13 protein-coding genes and 1 pseudogene are annotated in these 15,227 nt (G+C 69.4%); 9 read left to right on the forward strand and 5 right to left on the reverse strand.

Annotation, left to right across the window (positions count from 1 at the left end; genetic code table 11):
* The 4 genes from CRP45_RS21100 (at position 1) to CRP45_RS21115 (ending at position 5,598) form a co-directional block, all read left to right on the forward strand.
* A complete protein-coding gene (locus tag CRP45_RS21100; RefSeq protein WP_097246480.1) occupies positions 1-783 on the forward strand; it encodes an SDR family oxidoreductase in 783 nt (260 codons plus the stop codon).
* 66 nt (positions 784-849) lie between these two features.
* Positions 850-1,989 carry a hypothetical protein gene (locus CRP45_RS21105; RefSeq protein ID WP_097246481.1) on the forward strand — a complete coding sequence of 380 codons (1,140 nt, stop codon included), beginning with the start codon at positions 850-852 and terminating at the stop codon, positions 1,987-1,989.
* The gene (locus tag CRP45_RS21110; protein WP_097246482.1) at positions 1,976-3,520 is read left to right on the forward strand and encodes a hypothetical protein; all 1,545 of its coding nucleotides are present in this window, start codon (positions 1,976-1,978) and stop codon (positions 3,518-3,520) included. Before CRP45_RS21105 ends, CRP45_RS21110 begins: the two co-directional genes overlap by 14 nt.
* Before the next feature lie 245 nt (positions 3,521-3,765).
* Positions 3,766-5,598 carry a phosphoenolpyruvate carboxykinase (GTP) gene (locus tag CRP45_RS21115; RefSeq protein WP_097246483.1) on the forward strand — a complete coding sequence of 611 codons (1,833 nt, stop codon included), beginning with the start codon at positions 3,766-3,768 and terminating at the stop codon, positions 5,596-5,598.
* A 67-nt stretch (positions 5,599-5,665) separates the two neighbouring features.
* Here the strand turns inward: CRP45_RS21115 and CRP45_RS35140 are convergent.
* A pseudogene (locus CRP45_RS35140) lies at positions 5,666-6,399 on the reverse strand (HD domain-containing protein).
* A gap of 390 nt (positions 6,400-6,789) precedes the next feature.
* Between CRP45_RS35140 and CRP45_RS21125 the strand changes: the two are divergent.
* Both CRP45_RS21125 and CRP45_RS21130 read left to right on the forward strand, forming a co-directional pair.
* Positions 6,790-7,743, forward strand: a complete 954-nt coding sequence (locus CRP45_RS21125; protein WP_097246484.1) for a GlxA family transcriptional regulator — start codon at positions 6,790-6,792, stop codon at positions 7,741-7,743.
* 185 nt (positions 7,744-7,928) lie between these two features.
* Positions 7,929-8,132 carry a hypothetical protein gene (locus CRP45_RS21130; RefSeq protein ID WP_067786952.1) on the forward strand — a complete coding sequence of 68 codons (204 nt, stop codon included), beginning with the start codon at positions 7,929-7,931 and terminating at the stop codon, positions 8,130-8,132.
* 369 nt (positions 8,133-8,501) lie between these two features.
* Here CRP45_RS21130 and CRP45_RS21135 read toward each other — a convergent pair whose 3' ends face one another.
* On the reverse strand, positions 8,502-9,947 hold the full coding sequence (locus CRP45_RS21135; protein ID WP_097246485.1) for an aldehyde dehydrogenase: 1,446 nt from the start codon (positions 9,945-9,947) through the stop codon (positions 8,502-8,504).
* 243 nt (positions 9,948-10,190) lie between these two features.
* Here CRP45_RS21135 and CRP45_RS21140 point away from each other — a divergent pair, with 243 nt between their 5' ends.
* Entirely contained in the window at positions 10,191-10,487 is a 297-nt protein-coding gene (locus CRP45_RS21140) for a hypothetical protein (protein ID WP_097246486.1), read from the forward strand.
* A 4-nt stretch (positions 10,488-10,491) separates the two neighbouring features.
* Here the strand turns inward: CRP45_RS21140 and CRP45_RS21145 are convergent, their stop codons facing one another.
* Together CRP45_RS21145 and CRP45_RS34970 are read right to left on the reverse strand one after the other, a co-directional pair.
* Positions 10,492-11,274, reverse strand: a complete 783-nt coding sequence (locus tag CRP45_RS21145) for a class I SAM-dependent methyltransferase (protein WP_084483057.1) — start codon at positions 11,272-11,274, stop codon at positions 10,492-10,494.
* Between the two features lie 94 nt (positions 11,275-11,368).
* A complete protein-coding gene (locus CRP45_RS34970; protein ID WP_255284318.1) occupies positions 11,369-11,503 on the reverse strand; it encodes a hypothetical protein in 135 nt (44 codons plus the stop codon).
* A 313-nt stretch (positions 11,504-11,816) separates the two neighbouring features.
* On the opposite strand from CRP45_RS34970, the gene CRP45_RS21150 reads away from it, so the two are divergent.
* Positions 11,817-12,986 (forward strand): glycosyltransferase family 4 protein, encoded by a 1,170-nt coding sequence (locus CRP45_RS21150; protein ID WP_097246487.1) that lies wholly within the window; start codon positions 11,817-11,819, stop codon positions 12,984-12,986.
* 15 nt (positions 12,987-13,001) lie between these two features.
* Here CRP45_RS21150 and CRP45_RS21155 read toward each other — a convergent pair whose 3' ends face one another.
* Complete coding sequence (locus CRP45_RS21155) at positions 13,002-13,634, reverse strand: TetR/AcrR family transcriptional regulator (RefSeq protein ID WP_097246488.1); 633 nt, start codon at positions 13,632-13,634, stop codon at positions 13,002-13,004.
* 71 nt (positions 13,635-13,705) lie between these two features.
* On the opposite strand from CRP45_RS21155, the gene CRP45_RS21160 reads away from it, so the two are divergent.
* On the forward strand, positions 13,706-15,169 hold the full coding sequence (locus CRP45_RS21160) for a carotenoid oxygenase family protein (RefSeq protein WP_097246489.1): 1,464 nt from the start codon (positions 13,706-13,708) through the stop codon (positions 15,167-15,169).
* Positions 15,170-15,227: the final 58 nt, after the last annotated feature.

Here is a 15,227-nt window from a genome sequence, read left to right on the forward strand (position 1 = left end):
ATGAGTTCACCGACCGTGTTCATCACCGGTGCGGCGGCCGGTATCGGCCGGGCCACGGCACTGCTTTTCGCTGGGCACGGGTACCACGTCGGGGCATACGACATCGACGAGGTCGGCCTCTCCCGGCTCGCCGCGGACATCAACGCCGCAGGTGGCAGGGTGCGCACGGGGGTGCTGGATGTGACGAACAACACGCACTGGACCGAGCAACTCGCCGAGTTCCACGAGGCGACGGGCAGGCTGGACATCCTGATCAACAACGCGGGCATCCTGCGCTCCGGCCGTTTCGAGGACATCGACCTCGGCACCCACCAGACGATCATGGACGTCAACCTGGGCGGCGTGCTCGCGGGCATGCACCACGCCTTCCCGTACCTGCGCGACACCAGGGGCGCCCAGGTGGTGAATCTCTGCTCGGCCTCGGCGATCTACGGTCAGCCCGAACTCGCCAGCTACGGCGCGACCAAGTCGGCGGTCAAGAGCCTCACGGAGGCATTGGATCTGGAGTGGTCGCGGCACGACATCCGGGTGATCGCGGTGTGGCCGCTGTTCGTGGCGACGGCGATGGTGGACGGCATGAGCACCGGGACGACCAAGTCGCTCGGCGTGCGGCTGACCGCCGACGACGTGGCCGACGGCATCTGGGAGGCGACGAGCAAACGTCCGCGGCTGCCAAGGGTGCACTACGAGATCGGCACCCAGGCGAAGGTGCTCGCCGCCGCGGCGAAGTACGCCCCGAGCTGGGCGGTTCGCGCTGCCAACAAATACTTCGCGGGCGCCTGAGCGGTCGGCACTGCCGAACAGCGCTCGTTCTGACAGAATTGCGCCTCGACAAGGGGGTGTGTAGCCATGCCGACGGCCACCGAATTCAACGGGCAGATGCGTGAACGGGGAGTGCCAACGCGCGAACAGGACCAGCTGGATCGGCTTCTCGTCGATTTGCAGTCGGTGGGTGGCCGGGCCGCCGCGATCGGTCAGCACGCCAACACCGCCGTCAACGCCTGGCGCAGGCCGCCGCGCATCCAGGTGACCGGGCGCGCGCACGCGGGCCGGTCCACCGTGCTGCAAGCGCTCGCGCTGATGTCGGCCGCCGAGACCGGTCCGGTGGACGAGCCGGGTGCCCCCGACCCCGTGCTGGACGCTGACATCGTTGTCTACGTGCTCGCGGGCGCGCCGCTGCCCGCCGACCGCAGGGTGCTCGCCGAGCTGCCGCCCGAGCGCACCGTGGTGGTGTTGAACAAGGCCGACGCGATCGGCTCACGCTGGGGCGACGCGGTGGCCGCCGCCGAGCAGTACACCAGGGAGCTGGGCATTCTCACGCTGCCGGTGGTCGCCGCGCTCGCGGTCCGCACCAGGGCGGGCGCCGTCACCGACGCCGACATGGCCACGTTGCGCAGGCTCGCCGCCGACGCGGACCCCGCGCTGACCCTCTCGCCCGACCTGTTCGTCTCGCCGACCGCGGGCCCCGACGTCGCCGAACGCGAGCAGCTGCTGCACCGCTGGGAGCTCTACGGCATCACCTGCGCGCTGAGCGCCCTGCGCCACGATCCCGAGCTGAGCCCGCACGCCATCCTGCAACTGCTGCACGCCGCCAGCGGCATCGACGCGCTGCACCGGCTGCTGCACCGCCGCTACGAACAGGTCTCCGCGTTGCGCGGCGGCGAGCTGCTCGACGAGCTGGCGCGGCTGGCCGCACGCGCGGTGCCCGGCGAGGCGGGACCGGCAAGGGACATCCTCGAGGACTATCTCTACGGCGACGACGCGATGTGGCTCGCCTTGTGCGCGGGATTGGCGAATCCCTCGGTCGCGCATCTGGCCGCGGGCTACCCGTCGCCCGCGCCCGCCGACGCCGACGACGCGCTGCACAGGGCCGCCCGCTGGCGCGCCGTGGTCGCCAGCGACATGCCGCCGGTGGCGCGGCGCGCGGCGCTGCGGGTGCACAACGGATACATCCGACTATGGGAGCGAATGAGCAGTGCCGGACTCTGATCGACCGGATCCGGCGTCGCGGGAGCCCGCCGCGCCGGAACCGCTGTCGTCGGACGTGGAGGCGGTGGTCGCGCGCTGGAACCCGCAGGGCATGGCGCTGCTGAAGGCGGTGCGTGGCGCGGGAGCGGCCTCGACGGTCGCCCTGATCGGACCCGACGACGCCAACACCACCCTTTTGCGCACCGAGCTGGCGCGTTTCGAACCCCGCATCGACCTCACCGATCCGATGACCGACGCGAACGCGGCCGTCGAATCCACCGCGCCCGCCGTTGGCGCGCCATCGGGTGTGGCGCTGATCCTGCTCGACGCGGGCACCAGCATCGGCACCGACACCCTCGACGTGGTGCGGCGCCTGCGGTCCGACGGCACCCGGATCCTGCTCGTCATGAACGGTGTGCACGCCTACCAGGACTGGCGCGTCGTGCGTTCGCACAACCTCGAGCTGCTCGGCGCGCAGGGCTTCGACGATCTCGACATCCTCCCGGTCTCCGCGCGCCTCGCGGTCGCCGGACGCACCGGCGGCGACGCCGGACTGCTCGATCGCTCCGGGCTGACCGCACTGCACGCCGAATTGACCGCCGCCGCGGCGGGCGCGGAGGCCTCCGGCGGCGACCGGCTGACCGCCGTGCTCGCCCGCGTCCTCACCGACACAAGGAAGCGGGTCGTCGAGCAGGTCGCCGCGCTGCGCTCGGGCGCGGAACCGGCGCGCTGGCGCGAGGAGCGCGCCACGCTGCTCGCTGGGCGCGACGGCGGCCGCGCCTCGGCCATGTCGACGTTGCGCGGCCAACTGCACCTGGCGCGGGTCGACCTGATGACGGAGGTCGGCGGACACGTCAGGGCGCTGCACACCGCCGCGCGCACCGAGCTGGACCGGCTGCGCCCCGCCGAGCTCGGCGACTACCCCGACCGGCTGCAACAGTCCGTGACCGAGTTGACCGGCGCGGTGGACACGAGCATCGAGCACCGGCTCGCCGAACTCGCGCAGCGGCTGGACGGCTCGGGCCGCGCCGACCTCGCGCCGCCGCACCGCAGGCGCGACCCGGCGCCGCGGGTCGGCCCCGACCCGGAGCCGAGGCACCGGGGTGTCGAAGATCACCTCATGATCGCGCTCGGCGCGTCGGCGGGCGTCGGCCTCGGCAGGCTGCTCGTCGCGCCGCTGTCGCTGGTCCCGGCGCTGGACGTGGCGAGCATCCCCGTCACCTTGCTGCTCGGCGCGCTCGTCGCCTGGTGGGTGGTGCGGGCGCGGCGGCAGGTCGCCGACCGCGCGCACGTCCGGCAGTGGGTAGCCGACGCGCTCGTCAACGTAAAAGCCCAGCTAGAGCAGCGGGTGGCGACCGCGCTGGTGGAAGCCGAGACGGAATTGGCGGACCGCGTGGTGCGCGCGAGCGCCGCCCGCATCGTCGAGACCGACCGCCGGGTGGCCGAACTCGAGGCGCGGATCCGGCGCGCCGCGGCCGAGCAACCGGGCCAACTGGCGGCGTGCGAACGCGATATCGCGATCCTCGATCGGCACATCGTGCCTGTTGAATAGGCAACCGAATGGGTAGTTAGTTAGGAACCCGATTCCGTACCGGTCGTCACATCGCGTTAACCTCTAAGCAGGAACCTGGGCGTCCGCTTCGTCCAAGTACGCCGTCCAGCCGGGGCGCGCTTTCGACTGGTCGTAGCGGGTTGCCTTCCCGCCAACGGTGGCGCTCGGTGTGTTCGCGCTGGTCATGGGCCTTGGTGGCCAGGCGGCGAAGCATCGGATCCGCCGCTCATCTCAGGAGAGTTTTCATGACCTCAGCGACCATTCCTGGTCTTCGTGGATCCGACGGCCAGGCGCCGACCGAGCACAGCGAACTACTCGCCTGGGTACAAGAAGTCGCCGAACTCACTCAGCCGGACCGCGTGGTCTGGGCGGACGGTTCCGACGAGGAGTGGGAACGCCTGACCAACCAGCTCGTGGCCGCGGGCACCTTCAAGAAGCTCGACGAGAAGAAGAAGCCGAACTCGTTCCTCGCCCTCTCCGACCCGACGGACGTGGCAAGGGTCGAGTCCCGCACCTACATCTGTTCCAAGACCGAGGCCGACGCGGGCCCGACGAACAACTGGGTCGACCCCACCGAGATGCGCGCCACCATGACCGAGCTGTACCGCGGCTCGATGAAGGGCCGCACCATGTACGTGGTGCCGTTCTGCATGGGCCCGCTCGGCGCCGAGGACCCCAAGCTGGGCGTGGAGCTCACCGACTCCGAGTACGTCGTCGTCTCGATGCGCGTGATGACCCGCATGGGCACCGCCGCCCTGGAGAAGCTGGGCGCGGACAAGCCGTTCGTGAAGGCGCTGCACTCCGTCGGCGCGCCGCTGGCCGAGGGCCAGGAAGACGTGCCGTGGCCGTGCAACGACACCAAGTACATCACCCACTTCCCCGAGGACCGCGAGATCTGGTCCTACGGCTCCGGCTACGGCGGCAACGCGCTGCTCGGCAAGAAGTGCTACTCGCTGCGCATCGCCTCGGCCATGGCGCACGACGAGGGCTGGCTGGCCGAGCACATGCTGATCCTCAAGCTGATCTCCCCGGAGAACAAGGCCTACTACATCGCAGCGGCGTTCCCCAGCGCCTGCGGTAAGACCAACCTCGCGATGATCCAGCCGACCGTTCCCGGCTGGCGCGCGGAGACCCTCGGCGACGACATCGCCTGGATGCGTTTCGGCAAGGACGGCCGCCTGTACGCGGTCAACCCCGAGTTCGGCTTCTTCGGCGTCGCGCCGGGCACCAATCGCCAGTCGAACCCGAACGCGATGGCGACCATCGAGGCGGGCAACACCGTCTACACCAACGTCGCGCTGACCGACCACAACGATGTCTGGTGGGAGGGTCTCGAGGGCGAGCCCGATCACCTGATCGACTGGAAGGGCAACGACTGGTACCACCGCGAGACGGAGACGCTGGCCGCCCACCCGAACTCGCGCTACTGCACCCCGATGTCGCAGTGCCCGATCCTGGCCCCCGAGTGGGACGACCCGCAGGGTGTGCCGATCTCGGCGATCCTGTTCGGTGGCCGCCGCAAGACCACCGTCCCGCTGGTCACCGAGTCCTTCGACTGGCAGCACGGCGTGTTCATGGGCGCGACGCTCTCGTCGGAGCAGACCGCCGCGGCCGAGGGCAAGGTCGGCACCGTGCGCCGCGACCCGATGGCCATGCTGCCGTTCATGGGCTACCACGTGGGCGACTACCTCGGCCACTGGATCAACGTCGGCAAGAACGCCGACGCGGCCAAGCTGCCGAAGATCTTCTACGTCAACTGGTTCCGTCGCGGCGCCGACGGCCGCTTCCTGTGGCCCGGCTTCGGTGAGAACTCCCGCGTGCTGGAGTGGATCATCGGCCGCATCGAGGGTTCCGCGCAGGCCGAGGAGACCGCCATCGGCCACGTGCCGACCGCGGCGCAGATGGACCTGGAGGGCCTGGATGTGGATCCGGCCGACGTCGACGAGGCGCTCGCGGTGAACGCCGAGGAGTGGCGCAAGGAGATCCCGCTGATCGAGGAGTGGTTCGAGTTCGTCGGCGACAAGCTGCCTTCGGGCGTGCGCGACGAGTTCGAGGCGCTCAAGCAGCGCCTGGGCTGATTCTCTTTCACGATCGCCCGCACCGTCTTTCGGTGCGGGCGATCGTGTTTTCGGTGGTCGACCGCGGTTACTCGGGGAACGGGGCCAGCCGGATCAGTGGCGCGAATTGTGCTGTGGACAGCAGCCATCGGGCGCGGCCGTCGGGGACGACGGCGGCCTCGGCGCGCAGGGCGGCGATCATGTGCCGCTTGAAGTCGTGGCGGGGGTGGCGGTGTAGCAGTTCGGCCACCCAGTCGGGGGCCAAGTCGGCCATGCGCAAGCCGAGTACGTCGACGCCCGCGCCCGCGGAGACGAAGCCGAGGTCGTCCGGCCGGTCTGCGACGCCGATGGTCAGGTGGGCGGCGATGGCGGCGCCGATGGTGTGCGCCTGTTCGGTGTCGCGCCCGCCGCTTCGGCGAAGGCGACCGCGCGTTCCGCGCCCGTGACCGCGAAACACCTTCCCGGCGTTGGGTGTTCGAGGTTCAGGTCGTGCAGCAGGCACGACACGTAGGCCAGCTCGTCGTCGTAGCGGACGCCGTCGAGTTCGGCGAGCGCGCGTCCGAAGAAGTAGCTGCGGTAGGAGTGTTCGAGGACGTGCGGCGTAAGGCGTTCGCGCGCTTCGGTTTCCGCGGCGCGCGCCAGCCGGGAGTCGGGGAGCCGCAGATCGGTGAAATCGACCCGGCCCGTGCCGCGGCGGCCAAAGGCAAGCCGGACCTGTCCGGCCACGATGCCCGGCAGCGCCGTGACCAGCTTGCCGGTCAGCTGTCTGCGCTGGCGGCCGGTCAGTGCGCCGCCGGTCGTTGTGGCCCACTCCCAGTCCAAACCCGCGGGCGGTCGGTTGCCAGTTGCGGGCCCTCGGTTGTCGTGTGCTGGCGCCGGTCTGGTCTTTGCTGGTGCCGGGTCGAGTTTCGCCGACGCTCCGTTGCCCGCAGGTTCCTTGCTGCCTTTCGCGCGAGCGCTGCTGCCTTCTGCCTGTGCTCCGTTGGTCTTTGCGGACGCTCGGTCGTCCTCCGCTGGCGCTCGATCGTCCTTTGCTGACGCTCGGTTGTCTTTTGCTGGCGCTCTGTTCCCTTTTGCTGGCGCTCTGTTGCCTTCTGCTGGCGCACCCACGCCGACCTCCTTCGTCTCGGTGTTTTCAGTGAATCGGTCGCCGGAAGCTCCGACCAGTGGCGTGAATGACAGCAATGCTCGGATTCATGCCAAACTGAGGGGGTGAAACAGGTGGTCGCCCTCGCCTTGGACGGCGTCATGACCTACGACCTCGCCTGCGCGGTCCAGGCGTTCCGGCACGGGCCAGACAAGACCGGGGAGGGTCGCGGCTTCGAGATGCGGACCTGCGGTGTGCGGCCCGGGCCGGTGTGGACGCCCAACGGGTTCGACCTGCGCGTCGACCACGGGTTGGAACTGCTCGACGAGGCCGAGATCGTGGTCGTCCCCGGCATCGGGCTGCCAACCCTCCCGCCGCCGCCCGAGGTGGTCGACGCGCTGCGCGCGGCGGCCGAGCGGGGCGCGACCATGGTCAGCATCTGCGTCGGCGCCTTCGTACTGGCGCGGGCCGGTCTGCTGGACGGGCGGCCCGCCACCACGCACTGGGCGTATTGCGGGGAGTTCGCCGAGCTGTTCCCTGCGGTCCGGCTCGACCCCGGCGCGCTGTATGTCGACGACGGCGATGTGCTCACCTCCGCCGGTCTCTCCGCCGGCCTCGACCTGTGCCTGCACCTGGTGCGCCGCGAACTCGGCGCGGGCTTCGCGGCCGAACTCGCGCGCTGGAACGTGACGCCCCCGCACCGGGAAGGTGGTCAGGCGCAATACATTCCGGACGCGCTGGGACGTTCCGGCGACGGTGCGTCGGGGCTGGCCGCGACCATGGCCTGGGCGGCGGCGAATCTCGCTGCGGCACCGGATGTTTCGGCGCTGGCTCGACATGCCCTGATGAGCGAGCGGACGTTCATCCGGCGCTTCAAGGCCGAGGTCGGCGCGACGCCGCGGCGCTGGCTGGAGGCGCAGCGCACCGCGCGAGCACGCGAATTGCTGGAGACCACCGATCTGCCGGTGGAAGTCGTTGCGGCACAAGCTGGTTTCGGCAGCGTCACGGCATTGCGCACGCATCTGCGCGCCGCGACCGGCGCGACGCCCGCGGGCTATCGCCGTTCGCTGCGCCGCTGACCGTCGGTCCCACCCGGGTGCGAGAGGTTTGCCGGTGCTGGCCTATCCTGATTTCGATATCGGCTTCACAACCGATCGGCGCGCCGACGCTTGGGCGAGCCGAACGGAGGAACTTCTTCACTATCGCCGTCGCGGCCCCGGTGCCCGGGCGAGCGGCGCACAGACGCGTGAGAGGTGGTTGGAGCATGACCGATCTGGAGTGGGACGCGTCCGAAGCCCCGTTGGTGACCGGCGTCGAGTTGGCGGCGGCGAGCACGCCGCTGCGCCGCGCCGCGGGTCGGTTGGAGAAGGCGCTGCCGCCGGGCTGGCGGGTCGAGGTCGTCGACGCGCGGCAGCGACCAGGTCCCGAGGACACGGCGGCATTGCGGGTCGTGATGCCCGACAACTGAGCAGCGGGGCGAGCCGCGTAGGCCCGCCCCTCCGCTGTCGATGGCGCCCGCCGTAGCCGCGCCGCCCCGCCCGTGCCTGGTCGATCGGCACGGACCACATCCGACCAGCCGACGCCGCGCCCTTCCCGCGCCCGCTCACTCGGTGCGCCATGTCGCGCTTTGCAGAGCGTTTGTGGAGGTAGGCGCGCATGGTCTGGGTCGAGTGCGGACTTCGCCGCACATGACCAGGCCGAACGCGGAGGGAGCCGCGGACGGTCTGGGTCGACTGTGGACTCCACCGCGCGTGGCTGGAGCGGGCCGGGACTTCGCCGCGCACGGCCGTGCTGGGTGTGGACTGTCGCGCGTGGCCGGGGCGGAGGTGGCGGGGCCCTACCCGGTCCAGCCGAGCGGCATCAGCAGCGACTTCTGCTCGCAGAACGAGTCGAGTCCCTCCGGCCCGTTCTCCCGGCCGAGGCCGGAGTTCTTGTAGCCGCCGAACGGCGAGGTCGGATCGAAGGCGTACCAGTTGATCGCGTAGGTCCCGGTGCGCACCCGCGCCGCGATCTCGGCGCCGTGCTCGATGTCGGTGGTCCACACCGAACCGGCCAGGCCGTAAGCCGAATCGTTGGCGATCGCTACCGCCTCGTCCTCGGTCTCGTAGGGGATCACCGAGAGCACCGGGCCGAAGATCTCCTCCTGCGCGATGGTCGACTTGTTGTCGACGTCGGCGAAGATCGTCGGTTCGACGAACCAGCCGCGGTCCAGATCGGCGGGCCGTCCGCCGCCGAGCACCAGGCGCGCGCCCTCGGCCTTGCCCTTGGCGATGTAGCTCTCGACGCGTTCGCGCTGGCGCTCGGAGATGAGCGGGCCGAACTGGACGGACGGGTCGGTGGGGTCGCCGGTCTTCTGGGTGCGCACGTGCTCGACGAGCGCGTCGAGGATCTCGTCGTAGCGGCTGCGCGGGGCGAGGATCCTGGTCTGCGCGACACAGCCCTGGCCGCTGTTCATCAGGCCCGAGAACGCGAGCAGCGGGATGCTCGCCGCGAGATCCATGTCCGGCAACAGGATCGCCGCCGACTTGCCGCCGAGTTCCAGCGAGACGCTCTTGAGCTGCCCGGTGGCGATAGCGCCGATCTTGCGGCCGACCGCGGTGCTGCCGGTGAAGGTCAGCTTGTCGACCCCGGGATGTGAGACGAGATACTCGGCGACATCCGCATCCGCGGGCAGCACCGAGAGCACACCTTCGGGCAGACCGGCCTCGGTGAAGATGTCGGCGACCATGTTGGCGGTCAGCGGGGTGAGCGGCGCGGGCTTGAGCACCACCGTGCAGCCCGCGAGCAGGGCGGGGGCGAGCTTGTTGACGGCGAGGAACAGCGGCACGTTCCACGCCGTGATCGCCGCGACTACGCCGCGCGGTTCGCGCGTGACCCGCGTGGTGCCGAAGCCGCCGACGCGCGTCTCCTGCCACGGAAACGTCTGTGCGAGAGCGGCATACGCGTCCAGTGCCGCGGTGGCCGGTATCTGATTGAGCGTCATGGCGATCATCTGCGGCGCGCCCATCTCGGCGGTGAGCGTCGCGAGCAGATCGGCCGAACGCTGCTCGATCAGGCGCGCGGCCCTGGTGAGCACCGCGGCGCGCTCGAGCGGCGGGGTGGCCGGCCACGGTCCGTGATCGAAGGCGTGGCGCGCGGCGGCGACGGCGGCGTCGACGTCGGCCCGCTCCACCACGGGGACGCTGCCCACCGGCTCGACCGTGGCCGGTGAGATGACCTGAAGGCGTTCGGTGCCCGCTGGCGCGGTCCAGCGGCCGCCGATGAACAAGCTGTCGTAATGCATGAGAACACGTTACAATTTTGTCGCCCGCTTGTCTGTAACCTGTTTCAGTTTTTTCTTCGCGCAGTCGCCTGGCCTGCTCGAATTCCAACCTGTCGGTTCGCTTTTCCCGAGAACGCACTATTGCGTTCTGTTGCTGGACGGTGGATGCTGTAGCTACTCACCAGCTCCCTCCCGCGTTTCACGGCCGAACCGGCTTCGGCCGAACAGGCATTGATCCGAGACCGTAATTGGGGTGAACGTGTCATGGCGGTGCAAGTGATCGGCCGGTCGTTGATGACCAGCGATCAGACCGAACATCAGGCGAAGAGCGTCGGCTCGGGCGGTTGGGTGGTGTCCTTCCTACCGGGTCGCACCCTGACGATCGAGCAGGCCACGGCGGCGATGCAGGCCGCGGAGGCGGTCGCCGTCGTCGGACTCCTCGCCGACAAGGTTGGATTGACCACGCTCGAGACGGTCGGGCTTGCCATTCAGGAATCGCCGTGGGAGCAGAACGGGCCGTGCGGCCGCCGTTGGCGCCGCGGCTGGCTCGCGAACCAGTAGCCGTTCAGGCCGATTTCGTCGCGACAACCACGAGGTTGCTGACGGCCAGCTCGCGCACCGCTGGCACGCGCACCAGCCACCAGGCCCACCGCGGGTGGTAGCGCGGGAATATCGTCCGCACATCGGCCGAAGTCGTTGCGGCCCAACGCAATCCCTCGGAAGCGCGGACCGCGAACAGCGACTCGCCGTACCGGTTCTTCGGTTCCTTGCCCTGCTTGCGGCGGTATCGGCGGGCGGCGTACTCGCCGCCGAGGTAGTGCCACGGACCGGTCTCGTGTCCGCCGAACGGGCCGAGCCAGACCGTGTAGGAGAGCACGATCAGTCCGCCGGGGCGGGTCACCCTGACCATCTCGTCGGCCATCGCCCACGGCTGCGGGACGTGCTCGGCGACGTTCGAGGAGAAGCAGATGTCGACGGCGTTGTCGCGGAAGGGCAACGCCATGCCGGAGCCGCGCACGGCGCCGGGGACGGAAAGGCCAGCGGCGTGCATCTCCGAGGGGTCCGGTTCGACGGGAATGTAGCGCGCGCCGGTCTTGGCGAATTCGTCCGCGAAATAGCCGGGGCCGCCGCCGACGTCCAGAATCGTGGTGCCCGCGAGGTCCGCTCCGGCGATGTCGGCGTAGAAATCGCCGATCATCTCGGCGGTATCGGTGGCGAGGCCGCCGTAGAAACGCGCGGGATCGGACTGTTCGAAGCGGAAGCTGCCGAGTAGTCGCAGCGACCGGCGCAGCGTCGCGCGTCGCGCGAATCGAGGCGCGTCGGAAGTCGTGATCTCGGCTCTCAGCACGGCGCCGAGTTTCGCACAGGGGGATCTTCGGCCTGGAATCGGTGCGCCGAAGGCGGTCCGGCGCCGCGCGCACCGGACCGCCGCTTCGGGCGGGTCAGCCGACGCCGCTGCTGGCACCGCTGCCGGTCGAGGTGGACGACGTGATCAGCGCCAGGATCATGCCGAGCAGACCGTCGAGGTCGCCGCCGTTTCCGGTGCCGCCGCCGGTCCTCGTCCGTGCCATTTTCATGGTGTTCTCCTCATCGTGATGGCCGGCCAGCCTTCGACCGGCCTGCCCCTGAAAATCGGGGGTGGCGGGAGGGTATCCACATCGGACTGTGAAATGTATACGTTTCAGACAAATTCGTGGAAACCGCTTCTCATCCGCGGTGACGTGCCAGGATGGGCGGATAGGGCCCTTGACCGATGACCTTGTGCGGACCTTCGCATGCGCTTCGGCGGTGCGCGGACGATTACCGGACTCCGCCCGCCTGTGCCCGTTATTGTGTAGCCCGATGTCCGTCGACCCCCGGCGAGACCCACCGACCGAGAGAAGCTCCACCGTGCGCGAAGTCCTCCTGCTCTGCTGGCGTGACACCGGGCACCCGCAGGGCGGCGGCAGCGAGCGGTACCTGGAACAGGTCGGCGCGCAGCTCGCGGCACGCGGGGTCAAGGTCACGCTGCGCACCGCTCGCTACCCGGGTGCGCCGAAGCGGGAACACATCGACGGCATCGACATCAGCCGCGGCGGCGGACGCTACACCGTCTACCCGCGCGCGCTCGCCGCCATCGTCCTCGGCAGATTCGGCATCGGACCGCTGCGCGGGGTGCGGCCCGATGCGGTGATCGACACCCAGAACGGCATTCCGTTCTTCGCGGCCGCCGCGACAAAGGCGCCCTCGGTGGTGCTCGTGCACCACGGGCACCGGGAGCAGTGGCCGGTCGCCGGTCGGCTGGTCGGGCGGATCGGCTGGTGGATCGAATCGCGACTATCGCCGCGGGTGCACCGCGAGAACCAGTACCTGACCGTTTCGCTGCCCTCGGCCGAGGAGCTGGCCACCCTCGGCGTCGACCGCTCCCGCATCGCGGTGGTGCGCAACGGGGCCGAACCCGTTCCGGCCGACGCTCCGACCGGCGCCGCGGCGACCCGCACCGCCGAACCGCGCGTGGTCGTGCTGTCGCGGCTCGTGCCGCACAAGCAGATCGAAGACGCGCTCACCGCCGTCGCCCGGCTGCGCGACCGGATCCCCGGCCTGCACCTGGACGTCGTCGGCGGTGGTTGGTGGGCCGACAACCTCCAGGCCACCGCCCGCGAGCTGGCCATCGACGACGCCGTCACCTTCCACGGGCACGTCGATGAACGCCGCAAACACGAACTGCTCGCCCGCGCCTGGGTGCACGTGCTGCCCTCCCGCAAGGAAGGCTGGGGACTTGCCGTCATCGAGGCCGCCCAGCACGGCGTCCCGACCGTCGGCTACCGCAGCTCCCGCGGACTCACCGACTCCATCGTCGACGGCGTCACCGGTCTGCTCGTCGACGACGTCGCCCAGCTCACCACGGCCGTCGGCGACCTGCTCGAGGATTCCGCGGCGCGCGGCGTGATGGGCGAGAAGGCGCGCGCGAGAGCCCGCGAGTTCTCTTGGGAGCAGACCGGGAACGGTGTGTACGAGGTGCTCGCGGCGGTGTCGCGCGGCGGGTATGTGTCGGGATTGGTTGCCGCGCCCGAGGATTGAGCTCAGCTTTCGCTTCTACCGCTGCGGCGGATTCGTGATGACGTCACTGCACATACGGGCGCACTCTGCGGCGAGCTCGGCGGTGGTCGTTTCGATGCTGCCGTCGAGCCAGGCCTCGATGAGCTGATCGACGCCGCCGGTGATGAACAACGCCGCCCTGCGCAACCACTCCGGGTCCGGTTCGGCCTCCAGGACGCCGGGCGCGTGCTGGACGACGAGGTCGGCGATCAATCCGAGGACGTCGCGGCGACGTTGTTCCAGTCCGGGTATGCCGCCGGGATCGCTCGACACGATGCGGTGAATGTGCGGGTCGCCCGAGACGGCGTCGAGGAACGCCTGCAGCGCCGCGCGAAGTTTGTCCATGGCGGACCCGTCCACCGAAACGCCCGCTTCGACCAGCACCGCGAGTAGCTGGTCGCGGACCTCGTCGGCGATGGCGATCAGCAGCTCGTCCCGATTGGCGAAGTGCTCGTAGAAGTAGCGGTCGGTGAGCCCGGAGCCTTTGCAGACACCGCGCACCGTGACGGCGGCGAGGCCGGACTCGCCCCAGGTGCGGCGACCGGCCGCGATCAGCCGGGCCCGGCGTTCGGCGCGGCGATCGGCCGCGCTCACCCCGCCGTAGCTGCGGACTACTTCAGACCTGGTCATTGACACCACTTTAGGCGCAATCCTAAATTGGAAGACATGCGTCATCAGATTTGATTCGAAGGAGAGTCGCGATGACAGTCGACGATGCCGTTCTGGCCCGCGAGGTGTACGCGCCGATGCTCGATGAGCTCGACTACCGCGTCCGGCAGATCGACGGGAGGCTGCCGACGGAACTGACCGGCACGCTGTACCGGATCGGGCCGGGAAAACACCAGGTCGGAAGGTCCTTGCTGCACAACATCTTCGACGGCGACGGGATGATCTCGCAGTTCGTGTTGGACGGCTCCGGCGTGCGATTCCGCAACCGGTACGTGCGCACCCGGCACTTCCGGCACGGCGAGCGCTCCGACCGCATCCGGTATCGCGGTGTGGGCGGCCAGATTCCGGGCGGACCGCTGGCCAATTTCGGACGCTTACCCGCCAACGTCGCGAACACCAACATCGTGAACTACGCGGGCGGTCTGCTCGCGCTGTGGGAATTGGGCAACCCGCATCGGATCGACCCGGATTCGCTCGAGACGCTCGGCCCCACCGACTTCGGCGGAAAGCTCGGCTTCCTCGGCGCGTTCTCGGCCCACCCGAAATGGGATCCCGTCACCGGCGACATGTACAACTTCGGCCTGGATCTGCTGCCGACGCCGCGCATTCGCACCTACCGCGTGGACAGGTCCGGAGCGCTGCGCCGCCTCGCGACCGTCCCGATGCTGGATCTCGGCTGGAACCACGACTTCGCGCTCACGGAACGCTATATGGTGTTCGTCCTCGACCCGCTGCTGCCGAACGTCGCCAAGATGGCGCTGGCCACGCACTCGTTCATAGACTCGCTGGACTTCAAGCGCGCCAAAGGAACTCGTTTCCTTCTCGTCCCGAAGTCCGGTGGAGCGCCGCGCATCGTCGAACATGAGGCGCTGTTGCACGTTCATCTCACCAATGCCTACGACGACGGTGCGGACGTGGTCGTGGAGCTGGTGCGATTGGACACCGAGTGGAGCGAGTTCCGCCGGATGACAGGTCTGGTCAATCTGGAAACCCCGGAGACGCCGCAGTTCCCGGCTTCCCGGCTGATGCAGTACCGGATCACCGAGGGCGGCACCGTCATCGAGCGTGAACTGGCCGACGTATCAGGGGAATTCCCGCAATACGACTGGCGCCGCTCGACTCGCAGGCACCGGTTCAGTTATCTCGCCGGTGCGGGCGGGCCCGCCGGGCTGTTCAACTCGCTGATCAAGGTCGACCATCGAACCGGCGTCGCGACCGAATGCGATCTCGGCCCGAGCTCGGTCGGTGAGCCGCTGTTCGTGGCGCGCACCCCCGATGCGGGCGAAGACGACGGATGGCTGCTCGCGCTCAACCATCAGCTGATCGAAAACCGTTCGCAACTGGTAATTCTGGATGCTCGTGACCTGGAGCGAGGGCCGCTCGCCACCGCATGGCTCGAGCACCATGTGCCCTGGGGCTTTCACGGCACCTTCACCAGGCGGGTCGTCGCGCCCGGGTCTCCGGTTCCCGAGCCGGAGACGCTGCCGAGCCGCTGAACGCGTCTTCCGTCGGTCTGCGCATTGCGGTATGGGCGGAACGTGATCGGGATTCGTT

This window comes from Nocardia amikacinitolerans, from assembly GCF_900215415.1.
GTDB lineage: Bacteria > Actinomycetota > Actinomycetes > Mycobacteriales > Mycobacteriaceae > Nocardia > Nocardia amikacinitolerans.

Coding starts and splice junctions, on each gene's coding strand:
- CRP45_RS21100 (WP_097246480.1), top strand. CDS start 1: ATGAGTTCACCGACCGTGTTCATCACCGGTGCGGCGGCCGGTATCGGC.
- CRP45_RS21105 (WP_097246481.1), top strand. CDS start 850: ATGCCGACGGCCACCGAATTCAACGGGCAGATGCGTGAACGGGGAGTG.
- CRP45_RS21115 (WP_097246483.1), top strand. CDS start 3,766: ATGACCTCAGCGACCATTCCTGGTCTTCGTGGATCCGACGGCCAGGCG.
- CRP45_RS21130 (WP_067786952.1), top strand. CDS start 7,929: ATGACCGATCTGGAGTGGGACGCGTCCGAAGCCCCGTTGGTGACCGGC.
- CRP45_RS21135 (WP_097246485.1), bottom strand. CDS start 9,947: ATGCATTACGACAGCTTGTTCATCGGCGGCCGCTGGACCGCGCCAGCG.
- CRP45_RS21140 (WP_097246486.1), top strand. CDS start 10,191: ATGGCGGTGCAAGTGATCGGCCGGTCGTTGATGACCAGCGATCAGACC.
- CRP45_RS34970 (WP_255284318.1), bottom strand. CDS start 11,503: ATGAAAATGGCACGGACGAGGACCGGCGGCGGCACCGGAAACGGCGGC.
- CRP45_RS21155 (WP_097246488.1), bottom strand. CDS start 13,634: ATGACCAGGTCTGAAGTAGTCCGCAGCTACGGCGGGGTGAGCGCGGCC.
- CRP45_RS21160 (WP_097246489.1), top strand. CDS start 13,706: ATGACAGTCGACGATGCCGTTCTGGCCCGCGAGGTGTACGCGCCGATG.